Origin of the sequence: Ulvibacterium sp. (assembly GCF_028285715.1) — a bacterium.
Lineage (GTDB): Bacteria > Bacteroidota > Bacteroidia > Flavobacteriales > Flavobacteriaceae > Ulvibacterium.
Map to the genome: position 1 here is coordinate 1 of NZ_JANQOO010000017.1, position 25,416 is coordinate 25,416.

Annotated in this window: 25 protein-coding genes; 15 read left to right on the plus strand and 10 right to left on the minus strand. The window is 45.2% G+C overall.

Annotated elements, in window-relative coordinates:
• Window positions 1-339 precede the first annotated feature (339 nt).
• A complete protein-coding gene (locus Q0993_RS06930) occupies window positions 340-1,020 on the minus strand; it encodes a peptidoglycan DD-metalloendopeptidase family protein (protein WP_299531145.1) in 681 nt (226 codons plus the stop codon).
• Window positions 1,021-1,402: 382 nt separating this feature from the next.
• On the opposite strand from Q0993_RS06930, the gene Q0993_RS06935 reads away from it, so the two are divergent.
• The 6 genes from Q0993_RS06935 to Q0993_RS06960 all read left to right on the plus strand — a co-directional run bounded on the left by Q0993_RS06935 (window position 1,403) and on the right by Q0993_RS06960 (window position 8,041).
• On the plus strand, window positions 1,403-2,698 hold the full coding sequence (locus Q0993_RS06935; RefSeq protein WP_299531146.1) for a mandelate racemase/muconate lactonizing enzyme family protein: 1,296 nt from the start codon (window positions 1,403-1,405) through the stop codon (window positions 2,696-2,698).
• 171 nt (window positions 2,699-2,869) lie between these two features.
• A complete protein-coding gene (gene msrA, locus Q0993_RS06940; RefSeq protein ID WP_299531148.1) occupies window positions 2,870-3,568 on the plus strand; it encodes a peptide-methionine (S)-S-oxide reductase MsrA in 699 nt (232 codons plus the stop codon).
• Between the two features lie 219 nt (window positions 3,569-3,787).
• Complete coding sequence (locus Q0993_RS06945) at window positions 3,788-4,636, plus strand: sugar phosphate isomerase/epimerase (RefSeq protein WP_299531150.1); 849 nt, start codon at window positions 3,788-3,790, stop codon at window positions 4,634-4,636.
• Window positions 4,637-4,647: 11 nt separating this feature from the next.
• Window positions 4,648-5,979, plus strand: coding sequence for a Gfo/Idh/MocA family oxidoreductase (locus Q0993_RS06950; RefSeq protein ID WP_299531153.1), 1,332 nt, complete (start codon window positions 4,648-4,650; stop codon window positions 5,977-5,979).
• Between the two features lie 44 nt (window positions 5,980-6,023).
• Window positions 6,024-7,214: a Gfo/Idh/MocA family oxidoreductase gene (locus Q0993_RS06955; protein ID WP_299531156.1), complete on the plus strand. Its 1,191-nt coding sequence runs from the start codon at window positions 6,024-6,026 to the stop codon at window positions 7,212-7,214.
• Between the two features lie 92 nt (window positions 7,215-7,306).
• Window positions 7,307-8,041: a sugar-binding protein gene (locus Q0993_RS06960; RefSeq protein ID WP_299531158.1), complete on the plus strand. Its 735-nt coding sequence runs from the start codon at window positions 7,307-7,309 to the stop codon at window positions 8,039-8,041.
• On the opposite strand, the gene Q0993_RS06965 is transcribed toward Q0993_RS06960, so the two are convergent.
• The 3 genes from Q0993_RS06965 to Q0993_RS06975 are packed head-to-tail and all read right to left on the minus strand — an operon-like array spanning window position 8,042 to window position 10,587.
• A complete protein-coding gene (locus tag Q0993_RS06965) occupies window positions 8,042-9,502 on the minus strand; it encodes a hypothetical protein (protein WP_299531161.1) in 1,461 nt (486 codons plus the stop codon).
• Window positions 9,474-10,061, minus strand: a complete 588-nt coding sequence (locus tag Q0993_RS06970) for a hypothetical protein (protein WP_299531165.1) — start codon at window positions 10,059-10,061, stop codon at window positions 9,474-9,476. The genes Q0993_RS06965 and Q0993_RS06970 overlap by 29 nt, the downstream gene beginning before the upstream one ends.
• A complete protein-coding gene (locus Q0993_RS06975; RefSeq protein WP_299531168.1) occupies window positions 10,045-10,587 on the minus strand; it encodes an RNA polymerase sigma factor in 543 nt (180 codons plus the stop codon). Before Q0993_RS06975 ends, Q0993_RS06970 begins: the two co-directional genes overlap by 17 nt.
• Window positions 10,588-10,695: 108 nt before the next feature.
• Here Q0993_RS06975 and Q0993_RS06980 point away from each other — a divergent pair, with 108 nt between their 5' ends.
• The 5 genes from Q0993_RS06980 to Q0993_RS07000 all read left to right on the plus strand — a co-directional run bounded on the left by Q0993_RS06980 (window position 10,696) and on the right by Q0993_RS07000 (window position 15,147).
• Window positions 10,696-11,604 (plus strand): aldose epimerase family protein, encoded by a 909-nt coding sequence (locus tag Q0993_RS06980; RefSeq protein WP_299531170.1) that lies wholly within the window; start codon window positions 10,696-10,698, stop codon window positions 11,602-11,604.
• A gap of 26 nt (window positions 11,605-11,630) precedes the next feature.
• A complete protein-coding gene (locus tag Q0993_RS06985) occupies window positions 11,631-12,191 on the plus strand; it encodes a DUF2911 domain-containing protein (protein ID WP_299531173.1) in 561 nt (186 codons plus the stop codon).
• Window positions 12,192-12,193: 2 nt separating this feature from the next.
• A complete protein-coding gene (meaB, locus tag Q0993_RS06990) occupies window positions 12,194-13,240 on the plus strand; it encodes a methylmalonyl Co-A mutase-associated GTPase MeaB (RefSeq protein WP_299531175.1) in 1,047 nt (348 codons plus the stop codon).
• Between the two features lie 91 nt (window positions 13,241-13,331).
• The gene (locus Q0993_RS06995; RefSeq protein ID WP_299531177.1) at window positions 13,332-14,291 is read left to right on the plus strand and encodes a glycosyltransferase family 2 protein; all 960 of its coding nucleotides are present in this window, start codon (window positions 13,332-13,334) and stop codon (window positions 14,289-14,291) included.
• A gap of 13 nt (window positions 14,292-14,304) precedes the next feature.
• Window positions 14,305-15,147: a lysylphosphatidylglycerol synthase transmembrane domain-containing protein gene (locus tag Q0993_RS07000; protein ID WP_299531179.1), complete on the plus strand. Its 843-nt coding sequence runs from the start codon at window positions 14,305-14,307 to the stop codon at window positions 15,145-15,147.
• A gap of 43 nt (window positions 15,148-15,190) precedes the next feature.
• Here the strand turns inward: Q0993_RS07000 and Q0993_RS07005 are convergent, their stop codons facing one another.
• The 6 genes from Q0993_RS07005 to mazG all read right to left on the minus strand — a co-directional run bounded on the left by Q0993_RS07005 (window position 15,191) and on the right by mazG (window position 21,581).
• Window positions 15,191-16,849, minus strand: coding sequence for a glycosyltransferase family 39 protein (locus Q0993_RS07005; RefSeq protein WP_299531181.1), 1,659 nt, complete (start codon window positions 16,847-16,849; stop codon window positions 15,191-15,193).
• Window positions 16,846-17,415, minus strand: coding sequence for a phosphatase PAP2 family protein (locus Q0993_RS07010; protein ID WP_299531183.1), 570 nt, complete (start codon window positions 17,413-17,415; stop codon window positions 16,846-16,848). Before Q0993_RS07010 ends, Q0993_RS07005 begins: the two co-directional genes overlap by 4 nt.
• A 5-nt stretch (window positions 17,416-17,420) precedes the next feature.
• Window positions 17,421-17,648 carry a hypothetical protein gene (locus tag Q0993_RS07015; protein WP_299531185.1) on the minus strand — a complete coding sequence of 76 codons (228 nt, stop codon included), beginning with the start codon at window positions 17,646-17,648 and terminating at the stop codon, window positions 17,421-17,423.
• Window positions 17,649-17,712: 64 nt separating this feature from the next.
• Window positions 17,713-19,077, minus strand: coding sequence for an MATE family efflux transporter (locus Q0993_RS07020; RefSeq protein ID WP_299531187.1), 1,365 nt, complete (start codon window positions 19,075-19,077; stop codon window positions 17,713-17,715).
• Window positions 19,078-19,180: 103 nt separating this feature from the next.
• Complete coding sequence (locus tag Q0993_RS07025; RefSeq protein WP_299531190.1) at window positions 19,181-20,752, minus strand: sulfatase; 1,572 nt, start codon at window positions 20,750-20,752, stop codon at window positions 19,181-19,183.
• 55 nt (window positions 20,753-20,807) lie between these two features.
• Entirely contained in the window at window positions 20,808-21,581 is a 774-nt protein-coding gene (gene mazG / locus Q0993_RS07030) for a nucleoside triphosphate pyrophosphohydrolase (protein ID WP_299531192.1), read from the minus strand.
• Between the two features lie 119 nt (window positions 21,582-21,700).
• On the opposite strand from mazG, the gene Q0993_RS07035 reads away from it, so the two are divergent.
• The 4 genes from Q0993_RS07035 (at window position 21,701) to Q0993_RS07050 (ending at window position 25,402) form a co-directional block, all read left to right on the plus strand.
• Entirely contained in the window at window positions 21,701-22,690 is a 990-nt protein-coding gene (locus Q0993_RS07035) for a TRAP transporter substrate-binding protein (RefSeq protein ID WP_299531194.1), read from the plus strand.
• Window positions 22,687-23,157 carry a TRAP transporter small permease gene (locus tag Q0993_RS07040; RefSeq protein ID WP_299531195.1) on the plus strand — a complete coding sequence of 157 codons (471 nt, stop codon included), beginning with the start codon at window positions 22,687-22,689 and terminating at the stop codon, window positions 23,155-23,157. The genes Q0993_RS07035 and Q0993_RS07040 overlap by 4 nt, the downstream gene beginning before the upstream one ends.
• Before the next feature lies 1 nt (window position 23,158).
• Window positions 23,159-24,433: a TRAP transporter large permease gene (locus Q0993_RS07045; RefSeq protein WP_299531197.1), complete on the plus strand. Its 1,275-nt coding sequence runs from the start codon at window positions 23,159-23,161 to the stop codon at window positions 24,431-24,433.
• 135 nt (window positions 24,434-24,568) lie between these two features.
• Window positions 24,569-25,402 (plus strand): sugar phosphate isomerase/epimerase, encoded by an 834-nt coding sequence (locus Q0993_RS07050; protein ID WP_299531200.1) that lies wholly within the window; start codon window positions 24,569-24,571, stop codon window positions 25,400-25,402.
• The last annotated feature ends 14 nt before the right edge of the window (window positions 25,403-25,416 follow it).

A 25,416-nucleotide genomic window follows, 5' to 3' on the forward strand; every position in this document is an offset into this window, starting at 1 on the left:
TGGGCGGCGATTCCGATGAAGAGAACAAAAATTAAAGTTACTAGCGTTTTCATGACTTGCGTTTTTATATAATAAAAACGCGGTGAAGCGTATCCTTCCAGGTTTCGATTCGCTGAAAACCCCTTATTTTTCGGCATCTGACAGAAATCGGGATAACGTGCACGATAGCATCGGTGAACGGACGAAGACCCAAAATCACTTTACCGATATTCCTTGCCGTTTAACCCTAAATCGATTCAAAAAAGTAGCTGTCATCAAAAGCCTGAAGTACTCCAAATGTGCACCTATCCCCCGGTGAAAGAAAGAGATATAAAGATTACCGTTTCGCCTAGCCCCTGACTAGAGCTTTAGTAGAAGATTGGGATTGGGACAGTTGCGGGAGTAGAAATCCAAGTCCGTACGGGAACATACTCCGGGATAATCGCCTTGATTGTTTTGCATATCCTGGATAATTTGAAAGTGGAGGTGCGGGGCATAGTGCACGTTGATATCCGGTGTACCCAAGGTGGCCAGGGTCTCTCCTTGTCGAAACTCTTTTCCAGCACACAAGCCTTCAAGGGATTCCAGGGAAAGATGTCCATACAGTGTATGGAAGGTAACGCCCTTGACTTCATGTACCAAGATAATTGTAGGCCCGTAATCCCCAGGCGTGCTATTGTTTTGAAAACTATGCACTTTCCCAAGCAATGGGGTAACGACTTGGGTTCCGGCCGGTGCCCAAAAATCCATCCCCAAATGAACGTTGCGGGGCGGCTTTCCTTGGGTAGTAAAGCCTGACTTATCCGCATATAGATTCCGCTGTTCCAAATAGCCTCCGTAGGCGACGGCCGCTGAATGCTGTTTGAGGATTTGATCAATATAGGCCTGGCATTGGTCCGGATCCGTAACGACCAAATCTTCCAAATCCGCATTGTGAGTGGATAAGTCGATCGGTGTATAGCTGCGTACCGGAATTTGAGTATCCAATGTGGTTATCGGTTGTTGTGTAATTTCGGTAAGGGCTTTTTCCAGAAGGTGCATGTATCAAATGTATTCATTTCGGCAAAACCGCGTATAAGGGTTTCGAAAGAAAGTACAACAGTAAGTCATTTCCTAAAACAGAAAAGCTCCAAAGTTATAATGAGAAAAGGGAATCGAAGTGGATTTCGTTTCCGATTTAAGGTTTGGAAGGATAAAACCTGCCTTAGAAAACTTTACAGCAAATATTTCCCATACCATCCACGGATTGATGGGTGCATTTCTTAATCGTACTTGACATCCCTGAAAAAGTAGTAAGTCGGGTAACACACAAGTAATATCCCGCTATTTTGGAGTATAACAAATATCAATTATATTAAAACGCCCTTTGGATACTCGAAATACTGAAATGGTCTAAAATGAGTGAATTATATTTTTTGGGAACATGAAATTATCAAGAAGAAAATTTATAACAAATACCTCTTTATTTAGTGGGGCGGCACTAATGCCTGTTACTTCATGTGCACAACGGGATACTATTCAAGCTGGTTTACCTGATTATTTGAAGTTGGATAAAATTTTAGGCCAGCCTGTTTTCAAGAAGGAACTGTTCCCGGAACCTGTTATTCTAGCATCGGTGGAAGTTTTGGTCAAGGAGTCCAATTGTATGTATAGGGTACGTTCTAAAGATGGTGATGAAGGTATCTCGGCCGGACATCCTTTTATTGCCTGTAGCTCCTATCCCATGGTTCCTAGGAATTTGGCACCACACTTTGAAGGAAAGGATGCCAGAGATCTGGACCAACTTATTTTCAATGCAGTGGAAGGGAATGTGAAAAGGCAGGGAATTCCCCTTAATGTCCATGTGGCCGGTATTGAGTTTGCTATTTTGGATCTTATGGGCAATAGGGCCAACAAACCGGCAGGACAATTAATAGGTGACCTTTTAAGAACGGAGGTGCCCATATATCTGGGACATCATTATTCCAACCTAAGAAAACTGGAGCCCGAGAAATCCCTGGCCCTGATGCAAAAAGATGCCGAGGATACTTCGGCGAGGGCGATAAAGCTCAGGGCCGGACTAGGTGATAATTTGGCCTCTAACAAGGATAATGCCCCGGGCAGGACCGAGAAGCTTATTCGGATGGCCCGTGAAAAATTCGGGGATGATATGGTCCTGATGATCGATGGGAATGGCTCCTATTCGGTAAAGGAGGCCATTAGGATTGGAAAAATACTAGAAGAATACAATTATGATTTCTATGAGGAGCCCATACCATGGGATTGGTACGAGGAGCAGAAGACAGTTGAAAGGGCCTTGAATATTAAAATGGCCGGTGGAGAGGAGGAATTTGGAATACACGCTTTCCGCTACCTCATAGGAAATGAAGTTTTTCAGGTGTTGCAACCGGACTTGTTCTATTTTGGGGGAATGGTACGTACCATGCAGGTAGCTCGTATGGTAGAGTCTTCGGGTCTATCGATCACTCCCCATATCTCGGGCAATGGTTTTGGATTCCTATATATGCTACAAATGGTATCGGTATGCCCGGCCGCTTATACCTATCATGAATTTAAATTGTTCGACACCAAAGACGCCAATGGAGATAACATTCCCATCGAAAGCAAGACAGGCCCGTTTGTGAGCAATGATGGGGTCATAAAGGTACCTATGGGATCAGGTTTAGGTGTAAATGTTGACCCCGATTATCTCAAAACCCATACCGTTTTTAGAGGGTAGGCCTTTAGCAATTTGAAATCACATTGGTGATAAAAGGATATCACAGGGCAATTGCGATACCTTGATTTGAGAACTTCCTTACCTTCGTATCCCAAAACCTTAACATATTTTAACCAAAGTTCCCGTAAGGAGGTGTTAAATTCGGCAACAAACCCTGAAAAAGAAAAAAACATGAAAGCTTTAAGAACATTCCTTGGAATCCTTTCTCTTTTGGTTCTGGGAAACTGCCAGTCCAAGGCCAATGAAAACAAAAAAGTGGCCATTGATACAATGTCCCAGGAAGAAAACAAGGAAATGGCCCAAATGTCCTCCCAGGATCTAAGTGCCTATGAGACGGCCTACTTTGCGAGTGGTTGTTTTTGGTGTGTTGAGGCCATTTTTGAAAGTGTAAAGGGGGTCAAGGAGGTCGTTTCCGGATATTCCGGCGGGAGTGAGGAAAACCCGTCCTATGAGCAGGTGGCCCGCGGACTCACCAGTCATGCTGAGGCCGTGGAAGTCTATTACGACCCCAAGGTAATCTCCTTTGTAGAATTGGTACAGGTCTTTTTCGGTTCCCATGATCCCACCACACTAAATCGGCAAGGGCCAGATCGGGGAACGCAATATCGCTCCGTAGCCTTTTACAAGAATGCCCAGGAAAAGAAGATCATAGACAGCTATATTGCGGCCCTAAAGGAACAAAACGTTTACCAGGGTGCGACCATAACCACGGAAGTCACGGAATTCACCAAGTTTTGGAAGGCCGAGGAATACCATCAGGATTACGAACGAAAACACCCTAATAATTCTTATATCACCAATGTGTCCATTCCACGACTCAATCGGTTTAAAAAGAATTTCGGGGACTATTTAAAAGAAGATTTGCACTAAACTTTTTTTACAGTCAATAGCAAAGCGACCCTAATTCGGTCGCTTTTTTATTTGTAAATTTATCGGATAGTCCTAGTTTAGTGGATTTTGTACCCAGTTGTACTAAATTTACGCAAACGTTGTAGATTTTCCCGGCCGATTTTTGCCTTTTTCCTATGGAATAGGCGACGGTCCAAATATAGTCCGCAATGGCACTGGGGAACAAAGAGGAAGACCCATATGAAAAGTAGAAGAAGCTTTCTAAAAAAGGTATCCGCAGGAATTGCGGGCGCAACCACCATTACCTTTCCGGAAATAGCCAAGGCCTCCACTTTAGCGAGTATCCCGAAACCGGTAAATTCTGACCTGAAGCTTGGGGTGGCCTCCTATACCCTTCGTGAATTTTCCATGGAGGAGGCTCTGGACATGACCTTGCGCTGTGGCGTTGATCGGATTACCTTTAAGAGCATGCACCTACCCTTGGATTCCGATAGGGCTACCATTCAAAGGGCGGCGGCCCTATGCCAACAGAAGGGCATTGAGCTGTATGGGGCCGGGGTGGTCTATATGAAGACCCCGGACGAGGTAGATCAAGCGTTTGCTTATGCCCAGACCGCGGGAATGAAAATGATCATCGGGGTACCCCATCACGAATTGTTGAATCATGTGGAAGAGAAAGTTAAGGAGACCGATATTAAATTGGCCATTCACAACCATGGGCCCGGGGACAAACTGTATTCCAGTCCAGAGGATGCCTATGTAAAGGTTAAAGACCGGGACCCCCGTATGGGATTATGCATCGATATTGGCCATGCCCATCGTATCGGTCGCGATCCCGCAGCGGACGTCACCGCTTTTTTTGATCGGGTCTTTGATATCCATGTAAAGGATGTCACCGCCGCTAAAGCCGAAGGGGAGACCTGTATTATAGGTAGGGGTACCATCGATTTCCACACCTTTTTAAAAACGGTACAAAAATTGGGATACCAAGGTACCTTGGCCTTGGAATACGAAGCGGAAGCAAAGGATCCACTGCCTGGAATGGCCGAATCCATAGGCTACGTCAAAGGCATTTTATCAACCCTATAACCTAAACCAAAATGAATACGAACAGAAGGGAGTTTATTAAAAAAACAACGGCAGGTACCGCAGCGGTTACCTTGGGCGGACTGGCAATGCCCCATCTGGGCAACGCCCGTATCCTGGGGGCCAATGATCATATCAATTGTGCCGTTATCGGGGTACGCAGCCGGGCCAAGGCCCATGTAAAGGCCATCCATACGGATAGTAATGCCCTAATCCTGTACAATTGTGATGTTGATGACGGAATTATAGAGGAGCACAATGCCTGGTGCCAAGAGAATATTGGTTATATCCCCAAAGTGGAAAAGGATTTCCGCAAGATTTTGGAGGACAAGGATGTGGATGCCGTCTTTATTGCAACCCCGGAGCACTGGCATGCACCTATGGCCATTATGGCACTACAGGCCGGAAAACATGTATATGTGGAAAAACCGTGTAGCCATAACGCACACGAAAATCAACTTTTGGTACAGGCTCAGAAAAAATACGGCAAGAAGGTGCAAATGGGCAACCAGCAGCGTTCGGCACGGACCTCCATCATGGCCATTGAGGATATCCGAAAAGGAATCATTGGTGACGTGTACAAAGGTGAGGCTTATTACTCCAGCAATCGGGGTTCCATAGGCAAGGGAAACAAAATACCCGTACCCAAATCCCTGGATTGGGAACTTTGGCAGGGACCTGCCCCCCGGGAAAGCTATCGGGACAATATACACCCCTATAACTGGCACTGGTTCCGTACCTGGGGTACCGGAGAGGTACACAACAACGGAACCCATGAAATCGATATCTGTAGATGGGCCTTAGGCGTGGATCTGCCCGAGACCGTTACCTCATTCGGAGGAAAATATACGTACAACGATGATTGGGAATTTGTGGACAATCAACAAGTGACCTATACTTTCCCTGGAAATAAATTCATCACATGGACGGGGCATAGTCGCGGTGTATTAAAACCGGCCCGACCCGGAAGGGGCATCACCATTTACGGAAGCAAGGGATCCATTCAATTGGATCGTAACTTCTACAAATTGTTCGATCTTCAGGGGAATCCCATAAAATCCGAGTTTGAGAAATCGGCCAGCGCCACCACCAATACCCAAGGTATCGGCGGATTGGACGTAGACCACGTAGGCAACTTTTTTGCGGCCATTCGGAAAGACCAGTCCCTCAACGCGGACATTAACGACGCGAGCATCTCTACCATGCTTTGCCATCTGGGTAACATGGCCCAGGATGCCGGGGAAATGCTAAAGATCGATACTACGACTGGGAAGGTATTGAATAGTGAAAAAGCCATGAAAAATTGGAAAAGGGAATACGAAAACGGCTGGGAGCCGAAAATCTGATCCCAAACACATAAAAACAAGTAGAAAAGAAACGATAGCTTATAATGAAACGAAGGGAATTTGTGGTAAAAAGTAGCTTGGCCTCCGCTGCGGTGGCGACATCCGCCACGGCGATGGGGCAGATCATACAAAAGGAAAGTGCCAATGAAACACTGAATATCGGGATAATAGGTACCGGGGATCGCGGAAGTGGATTGATTCCATTGATCAATCAAATCCCAAACTTCAACGTCATTGCCTGTTGCGATGTTCTCCCAAATCGGTTGGAAAAGGGCCTGGCTAAGGTAGAGGGTAAGGCAAAAGGTTTCAAGGACTATCGCAAGCTTTTGGAACAGCCCGACCTGGATGCCGTACTGGTGGCCACCCCTTTTAACACACACTCCAAAATTGCCTTGGATGCCCTGGATACCGACTTGCACGTCTATTGTGAAAAAACCCTGGCCAAGGGTTTTGATGGTATTCAAAACCTGGTCAACAAGGCCAAGGCTTCGGATAAAATCTTTCAGACCGGACACCAATATCACAGTTCGCGACTGTACACCTATGTGGTGGACATGATTCAAAAAGGGGAGATCGGTAAAATTGCTGCAATCGAATGCCAATGGAACCGGAACGGGGATTGGCGACGCCCCGTACCCGATCCCAAATTGGAACGTTTGATCAACTGGCGCATGTATCGCGAGTTTTCAGGTGGATTGGTCGCTGAACTCTGTTCCCATCAAATCGACTTTTCCAACTGGGTCTTGGGAGAAACCCCTGAAAAGGTAATGGGTGTCGGAGGTATTGATTACTGGAAGGACGGTAGGGAAACCTATGACAATATCCACTTGCTCTATAGCTACCCAAGCGGAGTACGGGCAAAATTCACCTGTTTGACCAGCAACGCCATGAACGATTACAAAATAAGGGTCATGGGCGATCAAGGTACGGTAATCATGGATTATGCCAAGGCTTGGTACTACCCGGAAGGCAAAAAGAACAAGGAAATGGGCGAAGTGGATGGTGTAGCAGGGGCTACCCTAAAGTGGGACGAAGGCAAAGGCTACCCTATTGAGGTAGACCACGAAGACCCCAGTAAACAGGCCCTAATGGATTTTCGGGAAAGTATTGCCAACAATACGGAGCCTATATCCAATATCTCCACAGGGGCCAATGCCGCAGTCTGCGTGCAAATGGGATTGGATGCCATGCACAACGAAGAAATTGTGCATTGGAAATCCGATTTGGATCTGTAGCCACGGAAATAAGGCCTACTTTTTAGCACTGCTTTTTCAAAAGGCGGCAAAAATTGCTATCTTTAATTAAGTAACCCCAATACTTATCACTGATGAAAGCTGCAATGACCGTATGCTTGGCTTTCCTTTTTGTGTGCTGTAACCCTATTCAAAAAAAGGAAGACCATCACCTCATTTCCGTAAAAAAAAGTCCACGTCCCATTACCATCGACGGCAAGGCTACCGAAAACATTTGGGCCTTGACCGACTGGCACGCCCTGGACCAAAACTGGGCGGGAATGCCCTATGAACACAGCGACTTTAATGGAAAGTACAAGTTGAGTTGGGATGACGCCGCCCTCTACATTCTGGTCGAAATAACAGATGATGTTCTGTATGATCAATATAAGGATCCCCTTAAACTATGGTGGAACGAGGATTGCATGGAAGTCTTTATCGATGAGGACAACTCAGGGGGACTGCACCAATTTAGCCATAATGCCTTTGCCTACCATATTGCCCTGGACGGAAACGTGGTAGATCTTGGGTCAAATAAGGAACCACAATTGTACAATGAACATATAATCTCCAAACATGTTACCGAAGGACAGACCACAACTTGGGAAATGGCCGTCCATGTGTATGATGACACCTATGTTGATGGCGGGAACAATATTCCAAAAACTTTGCATAATGCCAAGAAAATAGGTTTTGCCTTGGCCTATTGTGATAATGATAGTAGTACGGAAAGGGAAAACTTTATAGGATCGGTGTTTGTCCCAGGGGAGGATAAAAATCAGGGATGGATCAATGCGGATATTTTTGGGACATTGTTGCTTGAGGAATAATCAATCCAATAGCACATTGCTATATTTGGAATGGATTACGATGGATGCCCTGTTGTTTTCATCCAAATGATACCCTTTTACGATTTCCGTGTCACGGTTCTTTTTTCGGTCAAGTTTTAGCTGGTCGGGGCAATCGACCCGGGAATTGGTCCCATTAATGTAAATCGCGTAGGCGGTCGAGGGCAGATTACAGATCAGCTCGGCATTTTGTAGCGTTACATCCAATTCCTTAAAGTTTTCGGATACCGTATTGATGTGCAAGGGTCCCAAATCGCTTTTTATAAAGGCGCTCCGCAACAAATGGTCAATGGAAACATCTGAAGAGGTGGCACTTAAACGAAGGTTGAGCACTTCGCGTAAGTCCACATTCTCGGAATAATCCGTCTGCAACTGCCCATACTTCCATTTCTGTACAATTACTGGGGAATAGGAGACCCTGATGTCGGTCTGGTCCCCGTCTATGGTACTGGCCCATAAATGGGCATGGGAAAGCGTGGCATTGATATTTTTGGTGTTCTCCGCCAGTTTTACCTCCCCATGACGTACGTTCATTTTAATCTTGGTATTCTTGGGCATTTTTATCTTGATGGTCTTTTTCACCTTATAGTTCTTGTGTTCCCCATCACTCTGGAAATAAAAAGTATTGGGCAATCTTTCAGGGCCCTCCCCTGAAATAAAGGTATAAACGGAGTCATGATAAATAAACCCTCCCGCTTTCTGGGCTTTCATGGCCGCTTTACGTTTTTCCCGTGCTTCCTCCATTCTTTCCAAACGTTCCTCTCGGGCAGCCTCCCTGGCCTTTGACCGTTCTGCCCGGGCCCTTTCACGTTCCTCCATTCTTTCCTGATGTCGTTTTTCCCTTTCAGCGCTACGGGCTTCCATGCGTTCTGCCCATTCTTCCATACGGTCCCGATATTCCTCGTCAAAGTATTTGCCGAATTCCTTCTGCCACTTTTTCAAATACTTCTCCCCATCCTCCTTGTAGGCCTCATAATCGAAATCATGAAAAGGAACCACAGGCAAGGCCGGAAACTCAGGAAGTTCGGCAAGTTCCGGAAGTTCTGGGATTTCGGGAATATCCACAATAAAGGCGTCCAACTCAGGAATATCAAAGGCAAAACTAAAAGAAGGTTCAAATGACCAGGAGTTACCGGAGTTTGTACTGATCTCTATCCGTTTGCTATTCCCCATAATGGCAATGGGATCCCTTTTAAAATAACGTTGGGCCTCCTCTTCCGTAGCGCCTTCCAAGGTCACCACGGCCTCAATACCGATTTGGTCCTTGTCCCAGGTCTCAAATTCGATATCCGCGTGGCTGGTATTCAACTCCAGTACGGTATTCTCGTTGACCCCAAAGGTTTCGTTATAGGTCTCCGTATGTTTTTGGGCACTTACCCCCACCAGACCACAACATAAGAGAAGCCCTAGGGTGTTAAATCGTATTCTTTTTGACTTGTTCATTTTTTGATGATTTTAACTCGTTCAGTTTTCTTTTTAATTTCTGTAGCAATTGCAACCGTAACTGTAGGTTCTTGATCAAGGCACCAATAGTCTGGTCATTGGGGCCAATTTCGTTCAATTCCGTATTAAGCCTCTCGTATTCGGTGTTGAGATCGGCCAGTCGGTCCATAAAACTATCGACCAACATTTTATTTTCCTGGGATACTTCCAATCGGGAAAGCTCCAGATTAATATTGTTTACGTAGTAGTCTTCTACCTTCTTAAGGTCGGGCGAAAGGTCACCAAAGGAAATGCCCTTCTTTTCCCCTGATGGGTCATTTCTTTCCACTACCGTAGTGTTTATAGCGTCCTCTTTTGTCCATATGTTGTAACCGACAATTCCAAGACCAAGAAATATGAGAACGGTCGCCGCAATTTTCAAAATATAAAATGAGGGCTTCGTTCGTTTAGGCAGTTCGGTCTCTAAACGCTCTAAAAATCGATTTTCATGGCCTTCCCGCATTTGGAATTTCCCGGGCCTATTTTCCTTTTTGAACATGTCCCTAAGATCCTGTCCCATATCTTCTCTTTTTTAAAAGTTCCTTTAAAAAACCTTTGCCCCGTAACAACCGCGTTCTACAGGCCGTTTCGCTCAATCCCAATACCTTTCCGATTTCACGGTGGTCATAGCCTTCCAGTAAAAACATCATCACTACATATTTGTATTTTTCCGGTAATTGCTCCATAGCCAGTCTTACCTCCTCCAAGGATATCCCATCTTCCACGGTCCAGTCCTCATCCTCTACTACCTGCATGTAACTTTCGTCCAAGGGTACACATCTTTCTTTTTTCGCCTTCAAAAAATCGATGCTCTTATTGATTACAATGCGTTTGAGCCAAGCTCCAAAACTTACGTCTCCCTTAAATTGATGTATTTTCTGAAAGGCCTTTATGAACGATTCCTGAGTGATGTCCTCGGCATCATCGGTATTTTTCACAAAGCGCATAGCCACATAGAACATACCGCTACAGTATTGATTGTACAGTTGCAGCTGTGCTTTCCGGTCGTTTGCCTTGCATTGCTCTACTACATCAATTTGAAACATTGGCCAGTTTCGTTGTTGGTTCCATAGGTGTTGTTACCCTAAGGACGGGACAAAAAACCCGATGTTGCAAAAAACGATTATTTTTATAGGGAAATTAATGATTTCCCCTTGAAACAGGTTACCATAAGTACTTCCTTCATTACCCTGATCGTATTGGATTACGGTGCCATTATCCAAAAGCTTCTGGTGCGGGATAAAAGGGGCAAGTCCACCAACGTGGTCGCTGGATTCAATTACCCCAACCACTATTTGGAGGATACTGTTTTTTTGGGGGCCTGTGTGGGAAGGTATGCCGGTCGTATCTCCAATGCCAGTTTTGAACTAGATCGCGAAACCTATCCCCTATATGGGGAAAAAGGGATACACCTGCACGGTGGAAAGGAAGGCTTTGGAAAAAAGTACTGGACCATTGAGGAAGTGGAATATGGCAGCGAACCTTTTGTTAAACTCTCCTATTACAGCAAACATTTGGAAGAGGGATATCCCGGAAATCTAAAAGTGATGCTGACCTACAAGTTGGTAGAGAACGAGTTGCATATTATTCATGAAGCCGCAGCCGATCGCACTACGGTAATCAATTTGACCAACCACTCTTATTTTAGGTTGGACAAAACGGGGTCCATTGACCATTATCGATTGGAACTTTACTGTCCTGAATTCTTGGAGACGGATAAAAACTTATTGCCCACCGGAAATATCGTTCCCGTTGCCGATACCGAATATGACTTTCGAACGGAACGTAAAATTGGGGAAATGCGGTTGGATACCCCTTTTGTAAAGAACTCCCAAACGGATTTGGCCGCGCGTATCTTTTCCCGAAGATCGGGTATCTCCTTGGGGGTCAGAACCAACCAACCTGCAGTGGTCGTGTATACCCCACCCGACTTTCCGGCCATTTGTTTTGAGACCCAAAATTATCCGGATGCGCCCAACCACGAACACTTTCCCAGTTGCCTCCTAAGACCGGACGAAATTTATCGTAATGCCTCCGTCTTTACATTTGATTTAGTACTTTAGTTTTGTAGAAATCAAGACTGGGAATCATGAAGTTTTTAAAGTGGTTTTTAATAGTGCTCGCCGTGCTGGTTGCCCTATTCTTTTTTGTAGGCAAACCGTACATGCTGAAACAGACCAAGAAGAAGAGTCCGGAAAAAACAACAACCTATAACAAGGGTGATCTGAACCTATCGGTAACCTATAGCAGTCCCTTTAAGAAAGGGCGGGTCATTTTTGGGGAACTGGTCCCCTACGATGCGGTTTGGCGTACCGGGGCCAACGAGCCCACTACTTTTAGTACCGCCACGGATATAAAGATCATAGACAAAGATTTACCGGCCGGCACCTATTCCATCTGGACCAAACCCCAAAGGGAACAATGGACCATCATATTCAACAAAGAGGTCCCGGAATGGGGTGTAACTTTTATGAGCGGAGGAACGGAGACTTCCCGTAATCCATCCCAAGATATGGTGCAAGTACAGGTTCCCGTTGAAAAACTCCCTGCCCCCCAGGAAAGTTTTACCATCGATTTTGAGGACGGGAAACCCTTATATCTGCGTCTTTTCTGGGATGATACAAGCGTAAAGGTGCCCATTAACCCATAAAGTTGAGTCTTCCAAAAAATACAGGTCAAGAGAGTATTTCCAAAATAAAGGGAAAGCGAAAAATTCCACCCTCGGTAGCGGAACTGGTAGAAGGTATTTTCAACGCCAACAAGACGGCACTGGCCCGGGCCATTACCCTAGTGGAAAGTTCCAATACCGAACATCTTAAGAAAGCTACGGAAATTCTGGAACATTGCCTGAAAAAAAAATCCGATACGGTCCGGATAGGGATCACGGGGGTTCCCGGTGTCGGGAAAAGTACTTTTATAGAGACCTTTGGAAAAACACTGACCGCAAAAGGGAAAAAAGTCGCCGTTCTTGCAGTAGATCCTTCCAGTAGTTTAAGCAAGGGAAGTATCTTAGGCGACAAGACCCGGATGGAGGAATTGGTAAAGGATGTCAATGCATTTATAAGACCCTCCCCTTCGGGAGATTCCTTGGGCGGTGTGGCGCGAAAGACCCGGGAGACCATTATTCTTTGTGAAGCCGCAGGATATGACATCATACTTATTGAAACCGTGGGTGTAGGTCAAAGTGAGACGGCCGTACACGGTATGGTCGACTTTTTTCTCTTGCTGAAATTGGCCGGTGCGGGTGATGAACTTCAGGGTATGAAAAGGGGCATTATGGAAATGGCCGATGCCATTGTGATCAACAAGGCCGATGGGGACAACATAAAGCCGGCACAACTGGCCAAGACCGAATTCTCAAGGGCACTGCACCTCTATCCTCCCAAGGAAAATGGCTGGGTTCCAAAAGTACTGACCTGCTCGGCCAGTGAGAATACCGGGATTCAGGAAATCTGGGAGGTAATCGATACCTATATCCATAAAGCGCGACAATCCGATCATTTTCTATTGAAGCGGCAGGGACAGAACAAAAACTGGTTGTTGCAGCATATTGACCGTCAAATAAAATCCGATTTTTATTCCCACCCCAGTGTAACTTCCCTATTGCCCAAAGTGGTTCAGGAAGTAATCCAGAGCAAGGTATCTCCCTTTACAGCTGCGGAAAAATTGATTCAGGCCTATAGGCAGAAAGCGAAATAGGTTTTCGCAAAGGCATAGGGGTTCCTTCCAGGAAGAAATGTTCCGATTCAGAATAAAAACATAACTTTGCCCGTGATAACAAACCGAATACATGCAGCCTATAACGCCTCTACTCCTCTCCGTAGTCGTACCGCTTTATAACGAAGAGGACAACGTGGCCCTCCTTACCCAAAAAATCCATGAAAGTTTGGTCGGGTATAGCTACCAAATCATTTATGTAGACGATTTTTCCAAGGACAATACCCGCAAGGTGGTGCAAAACCTAAAGGATGACAAGGTGCACCTGGTGGAGCTCAAAAAAAACTACGGGCAGAGTTTGGCCCTGGCAGCGGGATTGGATTATGCGGAAGGGGACTATATTATCACCATGGACGGCGATCTTCAGAACGATCCCAGTGATATTCCACAGATGCTACATTTTGCGGTAAATGAAGGGTATGACGTCGTAACGGGTATACGGCAAAAACGAAAGGATTCCCTGGTAAAAAAGATTCCCTCCAAGATTGCCAATTTTTTGGTCCGTCGTGTCACCAAATTGAACATAAAGGACAACGGATGTGCCTTAAAAGTGTTTACCAAGGATATTGCAAAGGAACTCAACCTTTACGGGGAGATGCACCGGTTCATTACCCTATTGGCCCATTTGGAAGGAGCACAGATCAAGCAGGTTCCCGTAAAGCATCATGCACGGCATGCCGGCGTATCCAAATACGGATTGGAACGTGTTTTTAAGGTGGTGGCGGACATGATGTTGTTGTTGTTCATTAGAAAGTATTTTCAGCGTCCCATCCATCTGTTTGGGATATTCGGGGTGCTACTGATCATTTTGGGGATTTTCATCAATATTTACCTATTGATCGTAAAGCTCGGCCTGGGCGAGGACATCGGCACGAGACCGTTGTTGATGTTCGGGATGATGTTCATATTGGCCGGTATTCAGCTATTTACCATCGGTATCGTTATGGAGCTTTTAATACGCACGTATTACGAGTCGCAGCAAAAAAGGCCCTACCGAATCAAAAAAGTATCCGTAGGTGGCCCAACATCGTAAAAAGCTTATTACGGTGCTGAAAATCGTAATCAGCTTTGCCCTTATTTATTTTGTCATCACCAAAATCGATTTCCAGGAGGTCTTGACTATCCTGAAAAAGACACAGCTTTTTTATCTCTTTCCGGCCCTTGTTTTTTTTGTGCTTTCCAAGGTATTCGCGGCCCTGCGATTAAATCTTTATTTTCATGAAATCAATATCCCGTTGTCACAAAAAAGTAATTTACAGCTATATCTTTTGGGTATGTTCTACAACCTCTTCCTCCCTGGGGGAATAGGCGGGGACGCCTACAAAGGGTACCTCATAAAAAAGAATTTTGAGGTCGGCACAAAACGGGTCGTATCGGTCTTGGTACTGGACCGACTTAGTGGACTTTTGCTTCTCTTTGTATATGCCTGTATTCTGGCCCTGTTGTTGGATGCCCAGGCCTTGGTCCAAATCCAATGGCTGTTTCTCCTTGCAATCCTTGGAAGTATTTCCGTGTTCTGGTGGATCAACAAGCGTTTTTTTGGCTATGTATTGCCCGCTTTTTGGAAGTCCTTCGGTCTTTCTGCCCTGGTACAGTTGGCCCAATTGATAAGCGTTTATTTTATCCTCAAGGCCGTATATCTTAGTACAGGATTGGTATCTTATCTATTCATTTTTCTAATTTCCTCCATTGTCGCTGTTCTTCCCTTGACCATCGGGGGAATAGGCAGTAGGGAAGTGACCTTTTTTTATGGGGCTACGGTGTTGTCCTTGGACGAAAATATCTCGGTCAGCATTAGTATGGTGTTCTTTTTAATAACGGCCTTGGTATCGCTCCTTGGGGTTGCCTATCATTTTAAGCGACCACAATTGAAAACGGCTAGGGATTAAACGATGGCTTTGGATGCATTTGGGGTTGGCGTAGGCAAATCATTTAATACACATGGATCAAGTGCATTTTATTCAGTACTTTTTTTCGCGTATTTGGGTTGAGGAACTTGGCCTGTAAGCGGGTAATCCTAAATTGTCTTTCCGTGAATTGCCTATCCCAATCAATACCCAACCTGCGTAGATCTTGAATTTCCGCATCATTGACATATAACCAATAATCCTTCTTTTTACGTAACTCGTTGAGCGAGGTTATTTTTACGGGTTCCTGATTATAAAAATCCAGGGCCCAAGTATGTCTTGAAGAAAGTTTATAGATATTCTCCTTGGGAACCTGGTTTTCCTCCACTCGCTTTGCCATTGTGGACCCGGCCTGATATTCCAACAGGGACGGATAAAAATGGGTGTTTAGGGTTATGTTCAAAAGAATGGCACTAAATATGGAAATGGTTATCAATCGATAATAATACTCCTCCCTTTTAAGGACATAGTAAATAATAAGACCTCCGAGTAGTATGGTCCAAACATGATCAAAGGGATTCTCTGCCTTAAAAACGAAATAACGAATAAGGCTAGAGGCTATAAATACCACACTGATCAAAAAATATTGTATCCCAAGCAGAATCTTCAATGGCTTCCGTTTGGTGTATTGATATAGGCTATAGAGATACGAGGCGGTCAAAACTGAAAACAGCGGGATAATAATATTCAGATAGTGGGGCAGTTTAAACTGGGCAAAGCTGATGATCAAAAAAACTAGGGAGATACCGCCCAAGGTTAAAAACTCATATTTGGGATTATAGGTAAAACCGAGCTTAAGAAAAGTCTTTGCCCTGCACCAAAAAGCCGTTAGCCCCATAACGGTCCAAGGAAGGAATACCCAAAGGAAGGTATGGAAGAAGAAGAAATAATCACTACTGTTCTTACCTACCCCCTCGCCGCTCAACCGCTCAAAACTCTGCTCCCAAAAGATAAAAAAGATACCACTACGGTTGTCCTTGCCTCGGATTATCTTTTCCGGGTGCAAATCAAATTGATGGTAGTACGCATACAGCATGGGGGTAATGGCTATCCCAAAAAACAGCAATCCGACCACAACCTTCCAATGCAACAGCGCCTTCCACTTTCGGGTATAGGCCAAATGACATAATAGGGGCAATCCAATGACCAAAAGTGCGATCTGCCCCTTTGTGGAAAAGGCGATTCCCGCCCCAATGGCTCCCAAAACCATGTGTTCCAGGGTGCCTTTTTGTATGTAGGCGGCCAATTGCCAAATTGCAAAAATGGTAAACCCGGTAAGCACGGCGTCGGTACGGACATCGATAACCGAAAGTACAATGGTCTGGGAGGTCATAAAGACCAAAGCGGCCAATTTACCGATATGGGTATTATACAGCAATTTACCAAGGCCATAACAGCTGTACGCCCCTAAGAAGGTAGCCAAAATGGCCGGAATGCGATAGGCCCATTCATACAATCCAAAAATTTTGAAAGAAAGCGCCGCCAACCAAAAGTGCATATGGGGTTTGTCCAAATATTCCTCCGGACCTTTGAAAAGGTATAAAAAATCATTTTCCTGAACCATTCGCATGGCCATAACCGCAAATTGGGCAGAGTCATTTTCGAAAAGCGTTACGAACATTCCGGCGACATACACCAGAATTATCAAGGACAGTAAAAACCAATACCTAAGATTAGATATCATAGAGGAAATCTGTGAAGTGCAAATATATACAACTTTGCAAATAACCAGCTTAGAATCAGGCCAATTCCCAAGCCTGTAAGCACGTCCAAAGGAAAATGCACCCCGATATAGATACGACTATAGGCCACCAAAAACGCCCAAAAAATTAGGAAAACCCCTATATACCAACGTTTTTTACCTATCACATAGGTAAAGAAAAAAGCTACTGCCATATGATTTGCGGCATGAGCTGAAAAGTAACCGAATTTGCCTCCACAGTAGTCCTTTACCAAACGCATCAGCGTATTTACTTCCCCATCATGACACGGACGAAGGCGTTGTACCCCATATTTAAAAAAATTGGCCAATTGATCGGTGACCAGGATAAGAATCCCCACACTGACAAGTAGCAAGGCTGTTTTCTTCATTCCAAATTGCTTATAGGAAAGGAAAAGTAGGGCCACATAAAGTGGAATCCAACTGAGTTTATTGGTAACAAACATCCAAAACCCGTCCCAGGTTTCGTTTCCCAAATTGTTTAGGAAGAGGAAGAGTTCCTTGTCATAGGCCACTAATTGTTCCAACATAACGGTTATTCTTCGTATCGGGATACCTCACGGTCATAAAAATCGGTAGCTTCACGAATCAGGTTTTCAGCCTCGGACTCCAATTCCTTTTCATCCTCCTTGGAAAAGACCTCCAGCCATTCCACCTCATCATTTTCGAGATTAAGAACAAATCTAGGATATTCCGTATGTATTATGAATATGGCCGAGGGATGGTCCGTATTGTCACCTAAAAGAAATTTTGGTAGTTCCATTTGTTTCTCGCTAAACATTAAAAATTAGGTCTTTGAACGATCCCCGGAGTACCGGAAAACCCGATCAGCCTATCAATTTCTTGGTCAAATAATTAAATCGAATATACAACATAATGGCCGATGCGGTAAGGCCCGTCAACAACCCGATCCATATTCCCGTGCTTTTCAAATCGGTTTGCAACCCTAAGTAATAACAAATGGGAAAACCGATCAACCAATAGGCAATAAACGTAATAAAGGTAGGGATCTTAACATCCTGTAACCCTCGCAAGGCACCCAGCACGACCACTTGTATCCCATCGGAAATCTGAAAAAATGCCGCTACCAAAAGTAACTGGGCCGCCAATGTGATTACCTCCGTATTGTCTGCCATATTCATAACGTCATCCACATCCAAATATAAGGTCGGGAACCAATGCCTCCCTAGCAGGAACAATGCCGCAAATATGATTTCCAGTAAAAGGGTTAGCAAGAAAATGGATTCCGCCAATCTCCGTAATTCCTTAAAATTCCTCAATCCCTTTTGATTTCCGACACGAATCATGGCGGCCACCCCGAGTCCCATCCCGAACATAAAGGTCATACTGCTTAAATTCAAGGCAATCTGGTTGGCAGCTTGGGCATTCTTTCCCAAGACCCCGCTTAACCAAATGGCAGCGGTAAAAATAGCCACCTCAAAGAACATCTGTAAGGCGGATGGAAATCCCAGATTGATAATTTTCTGCATGACCTTTTTTTCGATCCGCTTAAAATTGAATCCGGTAACGTAATCGCGAAATTTCTTTTTGCTTCGTAACAGGTACCAGATAAAGGACACCATAATAAAACGGGAGGCCAAAGTACCGATAGCAGCGCCTACGATACCCATTTTGGGAAATCCGAAGGAGCCGAAAATCAATAGATAGTTCAGTACAATATTTACCACATTGGCCAGAATTGTAGCGTACATAGGGTATTTGGTCTGGGATAGACCTTCCGAAAACTGTTTAAAGGCCTGGAACATGATCAAAGGGACCAATGAGAATGCCACGAGGTTCAAATAGGGAATTGCCAACGCTACCACCTCGGGAGGTTGATCCATGGAATACATCAACGGCTGGCATAGCAAAATGACGACAAAAAGGGATAGGCCCAAAAGCGTACACAAAACCAAGCCATGTTTTAAGGCACTCTTTCCATCGGCCTTATTTTTAGCTCCGTCCGCCTCGGCGACCAAAGGAGTAATCGCCGTTGAAAAACCAATACCCAATGACATGGCGATAAAAATAAAACTGTTGCCCAGGGAAACCGCGGCCAACTCCGCCGTTCCGAGTTGCCCCACCATAACATTATCCGCAAAAGCCACAAAGGTATGGCCCAACATACCCAAAACAACCGGGTAGGCCAGCTTAAAATTATAGCGGAATTCTTTGGTGTATTGTTGGAACAATGGACTGGACGATTAGAACCGACAAAGATAGGAAGTTGATTTCACCGTGGGACACCGCAGTGAAAAAGTTTTTTAACAACTAACGGACCTGTAAACGTACCACCTATTTATAGGTCTCTGCCAAAATCTCCTGCATAACAGGGTAATTCTCGTCCAAATCCTTGTACTTCTTGCGTTCCTCCAGAAGAGCCTCCTTCATTTTTTCAATAATGTCCGTGTACCTTTCTTCATTAATGGCATTATGAAGTTCCTTAGGGTCTTCCTGCAAATCATAAAACTCCCATTGCGGTTCCGTCACTTCTTTGGAGGTCCCTTTCATTCCCAAATCCTGTCCATAAAAGAAGGCCAATTTGTACCGCTCATCCCGGATGCCAAAATGCGCCGGTCTATAGGGATGATGCAACCAATATCGATAATACATTTGTTTCCGCCAGTCCTCGGGAGGGTTTCCTTCCAAAATCTCCCTAAAACTTTTCCCTTGCATATAATCTTGGGGGGCAACGCCTGCATAATCCGCCAATAAAGCGGCAAAATCAATATTCAGGATAATGTCGTCAATGCGCTGGCCTCCCTGTATTTTTTTGGGGTATTGAATCACAAAGGGCATTCTAAGGGATTCCTCATAAATTAACCGCTTGTCAAAAAATCCATGTTCTCCCAGAAAGTAGCCCTGATCGGCCGTGTAGATGACTAGGGTGTTGTCCGCAATACCCTCCTCTTCCAAATAATCGAGCAACTTCCCAATATTATCATCTATGGCGGCCCCACAACGCATAAAATCCTTGACAAATTTTTGGTATATCTTTTTCCTTTTTTGAATACTGTCCAGTCCGTCTAGGGGATAAGGCAATCCAGGATAGGATGTCCAAAATTTATCCGGATTTTTGGTCGCTTCTTCCCATCGGGCACCCAAACGTTCCAAGATTTGGCCACCAAAGGTCCTACCCGTGGTTTCCTTACCAAAATCCAACAACGATTCCGGTTCGGGGATTTCCACATCCGTATACAGCGAATCAAACCTTTCGGGGTAATGAAAAGGTTCATGTGTGGCCTTAAAATTACAGAACATCAGAAACGGTTTTTGGCTGTCTCGCTTTTCCAAATGTTGTATGGTGAGATCCGCAATGACATCCGTGGAAAAACCGGGATAGCTCTTGCCACCGGAACCATCATGCCCATCCTTCCATCCTTCTTTTTCCTTGAGTACCGGATCCCAATAAGACCCTTGGCCGGGAAGTACGTTAAAGTAATCGAACCCCTCCGGTTGTTCCACCAAGTGCCATTTACCTATCACCGCAGTTTGGTACCCCGCTTTCCCTAGCGTCTTGGCGATGTTAGGATGACCTTTGGGCAGCGGTTCATTGAGCGTATACACCTGATTGATATGACTGTATTGACCGGTAAGGATACTGCCCCTACTGGGGGTGCAAATGGAATTGGTGCAAAAGGCATTATTGAGCACCGCCCCGTTCCGGGCCATACGCTTTATATTATCGTTCTGTACGTAATCGGCCAAAATACCCCCATAAATGCCCCATGCCTGTGAGGTGTGATCATCGGAAAGTATAAACAGGATATTGGGTCGTTCAGGTTCCGGCACATCTTTTTTTGATTCACAGCTCAAAAAACAGATACAGCATACAATGGCCATAAAATAGTGTACAGGTCTGGACATTTTCTTTTTGGTTTTAAGTTGCATTTATGATTCCACAGGATGGGAAAGCAAGATACTAGATTTTTTTGGCCTCTTCCCAAAACACATCCATTTCGGCCAAGGTCATGTCTTTTAGGGATTTCCCGTTTTCATCTGCCTTTTGCTCCAAATATTGAAAGCGTTTGATGAATTTTTTATTGGTACGTTCCAAGGCATTCTCGGGATTCACTTTTAGAAATCGGGCATAATTGATCATCGAAAAAAGTACATCCCCAAATTCGGATTCTATGCGGTCCGGGTCCGATTTTGAAACCTCATCCTGCAATTCTCCCAACTCTTCCTGCACCTTTAGGAAGACCTGTTCCGGCTTTTCCCAATCAAAACCTAGTCCCGCGACCTTGTCCTGAACCCGATTTGCCTTTACCAAGGCGGGCAAACTGTTAGGGACACCCTCCAGAACACTCTTCTTACCCTCCCTCAATTTTATGGCCTCCCAGTTCTGTTTCACCTGCTCCTCATTCTCCACGTCTACATCGCCATAGATATGGGGATGCCTATTGATCAGCTTCTCACAGATATCGTTGCACACATCCGCGATATCAAAATCCTGGGTTTCTGAACCAATTTTCGCGTAAAAAACAATATGTAGCAACAAATCCCCCAACTCCTTCTTTACCTCCTCAAGGTCGTTTTCCAGAATGGCATCCCCCAACTCATAGGTCTCCTCTATGGTGAGGTGTCTAAGGGATTGCATGGTCTGTTTCCTGTCCCACGGACATTGAACACGGAGCTCCTCCATGATGGTCAGTAAACGATCAAAAGCTTGTAATTGCGCCTCTCTGGAATTCATGAAAATCAATTTTGGCAAAAGTACAAAGACCCCGACTTTCTAAGTGTGGAAATTTTAGAGTATTTTAGAAAACCAAGAAATAGCAAAATTGCCCAGGCAAGTCCGTATTTCAAACCAAAATGGCCCAAACCAAAAGACTATTTTTACGTATCGCCACCGTCTTTATTTGCCTGTTCCTGGCACAGTGTAAATCGGAAGAGGAGCCCGAATTCTTGCTAAGGGCCAGTCACCTCACCAATGAAGATCACACCTGGTATAAGGCTTTTGAATATTTTGCCGAGATTTTGGAAGAACGTTCCAATGGACGGATCGTAGTGCAAAACTACCATTCCGAGCAGTTGGCCAAGGAAATCGAGGCCCTGCGGATGATTCAGGCCGGAGTGATCGATATGACGGTAACCGGCTCCACCTTGAACAATTGGATCGAGATCATGGCCTTTTGCGAGATGCCCTTTCTGCTTCGGGATAAGGCGCATATGGATAAGTTGATTCATGGACCCATTGGTAAACGGATGGAGCGCGAGATGCGCGAAAAAACCGGCTTTAGGGCTTTGGGGTATTTTCAGCGGGGACCTAGGCACCTCACTTCCAACCGCCCGATTCAGCATCCGGATGATTTAAATGGCCTTATTATTAGGGTGCCCAATGTGCCCTCCTTTGTTACGGCATGGCAGGCGTTGGGGGCCAAACCCACACCCATGTCCTTTTCCGAGGTGTTCACTTCCTTACAGCAGGGTACTATAGAGGCCCAAGAGAATCCCTTTGCCATGATCAAGGCGGCCGGTTTTTCCGAAGTTCAGGAATATGTTAACCTTACCGGCCATGTGGTCAGTTGGACCTATCCGGTAATCGGTGAGAAACAATTTCAGGCCTTTCCGGAAGATCTCAAAAGAGTTTTCTTGGAAGCCGCTAGCGACATGCAGGAATTTGAGCGTCAATTGTTTTTGGAAAACGAAAAGAAAGTACAGGACGAGCTCAAGGCCCAGGGGATGCAATTAGTGGAAGTTGACAAGGAAAGTTTCGAAAAGAAGTCCCGCAAGGCCCTATTTGAAAGCCTATCACCAGAGATGCAGAAAGTGCACCAAGAAATTGTAGCGTTGCGAAAATGAGGGTTTTAAGAAAATATGTAGCCACTTTCCTAAAATATGGAACCTTGATCAGTTCCTTGGGACTCATTGTCTCCACCGTCATACAGATCTATGCCCGATTTTACATGGAAAGTGCCCCCTCCTGGACAGAGGAATCGGCGCGTTTCTTTTTTATCTATGCCATGGCCTTCGCTTCGGGCTTAGCGATGAAGGATGGATTTTATGTCCATTTTGACGTTTTCTTCAATAAACTGGGCAAAAACCTACAACGTTGGGTTACCCATGGTATATCCTTTTTGACCATAGCATTGTTTATGGTCTTGATGTTATACGGTATCCAATTCGTCATACAAGGGCTTCCAGAACGCTCTCCCAGTCTTGAGGTTCCTATGTCCATTGCCTTTGGTAGCATGATCCTTATGGGACTCTCGGTGAGCTTTTTTGCGCTTTTGGATTTCCTAAAAACCCTGAAAAAACAAAAAAGCTGATATGATCTGGGTATTGTTGTTGGTCTTTGTCGTCTGTTTGTTGTTTCGGGTACCCATCGCCTTTGCGCTGGGGCTCTCCTGTTTATTCTATTTACTGCTTAACGGAATTCCCCTGATCGTGGTTCCCATGAAAATGTATTCCGGTATCGATGTATTCGTATTATTGAGTATTCCCGGGTTCATCCTAGCGGGCAATTTGATGAACCATGGCGGCCTTACGGCAAAGATTATTTCGTTTTGCAACCACCTTATGGGCCATATCCGGGGCGGTTTGGCCTTGGCCAATATTGGCGCCTCCATGCTTTTTGCCGGAATTTCGGGTACGGCCGTATCCGATACCGCCAGTATTGGTGCTGTAATGATACCGGCCATGAAAAAGGAAGGCTATGATGCCAGTTTCTCCTGTGCCATTACCGCGGCCTCCTCTACCGTAGGACCTATCATCCCGCCGAGTGTCCCCATGATCATCGCCGCCACCCTTAGTGGCCTGTCCGTGGGCCGACTGTTCCTGGCCGGGGCCATTCCTGGATTCCTTTTGGGTTTCGGACTTATGGGCATAGCCTACTATATCGCGGTAAAAAAGAAATATCCCAAACACCCCAGAAGCAGCATTGGGCAAATAGCCAAAGGGTTTTTGGACACTTTCTGGTCGCTCCTGATGACCTTTATCATCCTCTTTGGTATCATTGGCGGAGTCTTTACCCCCACGGAAGCTTCCATCATTGCCGTTTTGTATGCCCTAATGGTGGGGATGTTTGTCTACCGCAAACTGAATTTTAAGAATATCCTGGTCATTGTATTGGATTCCATGAAGACCTCGGCCTCCTTGATGGTACTCGTGGGATTTGCCAATCTTTTCGGATGGATCCTTATTACCGAACAATTGCCCCAATTGATTTCCAGTGAAATATTGGCCTTTTCGGAGAACAAATATGTGGTGCTCTTATTGATCAATATTTTATTGATCTTGGTCGGTACCTTTATGGAGACCATTGCCGCCTTGTTGGTCCTCTTTCCTATTTTGTTGAAAGTGGCCCTGGCCGTGGATGTAGACCCTATCCATTTTGCGGTCATTGCGCTCTTGAACCTCATGATCGGGCTTACCACGCCCCCTTTGGGGATTTGTCTCTTTGTATCTTCCAGTATTGGTAAGGTGTCCATCGGCAAGGTAAGTATGGCTGGGCTTCCCTTCCTCACCGTAAGTATCCTGGTACTGATTTTGGTCACCTTGTTCCCGCAGTTGTCCCTCTTCCTCCCCGACCTTTTTATGGACTAAGAGACCAAAAGTTTTGTCCTGTTTGGCATCAAAAATTACCTATGACCATTGGAATCACACATTTCAAAACAGTCTCTAAGAATTTTAGCTATTTTTAAGGGACCTAGGGTCAGAACGAATTCTAAAAACGGAAGTATGCGAACACGAAGAACTTTTTTACGACAAACGGGTGGATTGGCAGTAGGTACCTTGCTCCTACCCTCATTTTCATTGGCGTGGCCCGGAAAACAAAAAATTGGGGTACAATTGTATTCCTTTCGTGATGAAATGGCCAAGGACGCCAAAGGCACCTTGGAAAAGATCGCTTCCCTAGGGATTACGGAAATCGAATCGGCCCGAAGCAAAAAAGGACACTATTATGGCCTTTCGCCCAAGGAAATGCAATCCACCTGTAAAGATTTTGGAATGCAATTGGTGAGCGGCCATGTACGTCTGGACGATAATTTTCAGAGAACCATGGAGGAGGCCGTGGAAGCCGGGCAGGAATATCTTATCTGCTCCTCCCTACCCTCCAAGGGACAGACGGTAAGCAACTATAAAAAAGTGGCCGAGGATTTTAACAAAGCCGGGGAGGCATGCCAGAAAATGGGATTGAAATTTGGGTACCACAATCACGGCTATGAATTTGAATCGCACCAGGGGCAGGTCTTGTATGATGTACTTATGGACCATACAGAGCCTGACCTGGTATATATGGAGCTAGATCTGGGCTGGGTGGTTGTAGGAGGAAAAGATCCCTTGGACTATTTCAAAAAATATTCGGGCCGTTTCCCGCTCTGGCATTTAAAGGATATGGATATGCGAAAAAAGGAAAGCACGGAATTCGGCAAAGGCGTATTGGATATCCCAAAAATGATGGCACACCAAAAAGCATCCGGTGTTCAACATATTTTTCTGGAGCAGGAGGAATACGCCAGTACCCCTATGGAAAGTATGCAACACAATATGGCCTTTCTCAATAAGTTATAATCGTAAATCGGGTG

Bases quoted from the DNA above. Each gene is read 5' to 3' on its own strand.
- Q0993_RS06930 (WP_299531145.1), bottom strand. From the start codon at position 1,020: ATGCACCTTCTGGAAAAAGCCCTTACCGAAATTACACAACAACCGATA.
- Q0993_RS06935 (WP_299531146.1), top strand. From the start codon at position 1,403: ATGAAATTATCAAGAAGAAAATTTATAACAAATACCTCTTTATTTAGT.
- msrA (WP_299531148.1), top strand. From the start codon at position 2,870: ATGAAAGCTTTAAGAACATTCCTTGGAATCCTTTCTCTTTTGGTTCTG.
- Q0993_RS06945 (WP_299531150.1), top strand. From the start codon at position 3,788: ATGAAAAGTAGAAGAAGCTTTCTAAAAAAGGTATCCGCAGGAATTGCG.
- Q0993_RS06950 (WP_299531153.1), top strand. From the start codon at position 4,648: ATGAATACGAACAGAAGGGAGTTTATTAAAAAAACAACGGCAGGTACC.
- Q0993_RS06955 (WP_299531156.1), top strand. From the start codon at position 6,024: ATGAAACGAAGGGAATTTGTGGTAAAAAGTAGCTTGGCCTCCGCTGCG.
- Q0993_RS06960 (WP_299531158.1), top strand. From the start codon at position 7,307: ATGAAAGCTGCAATGACCGTATGCTTGGCTTTCCTTTTTGTGTGCTGT.
- Q0993_RS06965 (WP_299531161.1), bottom strand. From the start codon at position 9,502: ATGAACAAGTCAAAAAGAATACGATTTAACACCCTAGGGCTTCTCTTA.
- Q0993_RS06970 (WP_299531165.1), bottom strand. From the start codon at position 10,061: ATGGGACAGGATCTTAGGGACATGTTCAAAAAGGAAAATAGGCCCGGG.
- Q0993_RS06975 (WP_299531168.1), bottom strand. From the start codon at position 10,587: ATGTTTCAAATTGATGTAGTAGAGCAATGCAAGGCAAACGACCGGAAA.
- Q0993_RS06985 (WP_299531173.1), top strand. From the start codon at position 11,631: ATGAAGTTTTTAAAGTGGTTTTTAATAGTGCTCGCCGTGCTGGTTGCC.
- Q0993_RS06995 (WP_299531177.1), top strand. From the start codon at position 13,332: ATGCAGCCTATAACGCCTCTACTCCTCTCCGTAGTCGTACCGCTTTAT.
- Q0993_RS07005 (WP_299531181.1), bottom strand. From the start codon at position 16,849: ATGATATCTAATCTTAGGTATTGGTTTTTACTGTCCTTGATAATTCTG.
- Q0993_RS07010 (WP_299531183.1), bottom strand. From the start codon at position 17,415: ATGTTGGAACAATTAGTGGCCTATGACAAGGAACTCTTCCTCTTCCTA.
- Q0993_RS07015 (WP_299531185.1), bottom strand. From the start codon at position 17,648: ATGGAACTACCAAAATTTCTTTTAGGTGACAATACGGACCATCCCTCG.
- Q0993_RS07025 (WP_299531190.1), bottom strand. From the start codon at position 20,752: ATGTCCAGACCTGTACACTATTTTATGGCCATTGTATGCTGTATCTGT.
- mazG (WP_299531192.1), bottom strand. From the start codon at position 21,581: ATGAATTCCAGAGAGGCGCAATTACAAGCTTTTGATCGTTTACTGACC.
- Q0993_RS07035 (WP_299531194.1), top strand. From the start codon at position 21,701: ATGGCCCAAACCAAAAGACTATTTTTACGTATCGCCACCGTCTTTATT.
- Q0993_RS07040 (WP_299531195.1), top strand. From the start codon at position 22,687: ATGAGGGTTTTAAGAAAATATGTAGCCACTTTCCTAAAATATGGAACC.
- Q0993_RS07045 (WP_299531197.1), top strand. From the start codon at position 23,159: ATGATCTGGGTATTGTTGTTGGTCTTTGTCGTCTGTTTGTTGTTTCGG.
- Q0993_RS07050 (WP_299531200.1), top strand. From the start codon at position 24,569: ATGCGAACACGAAGAACTTTTTTACGACAAACGGGTGGATTGGCAGTA.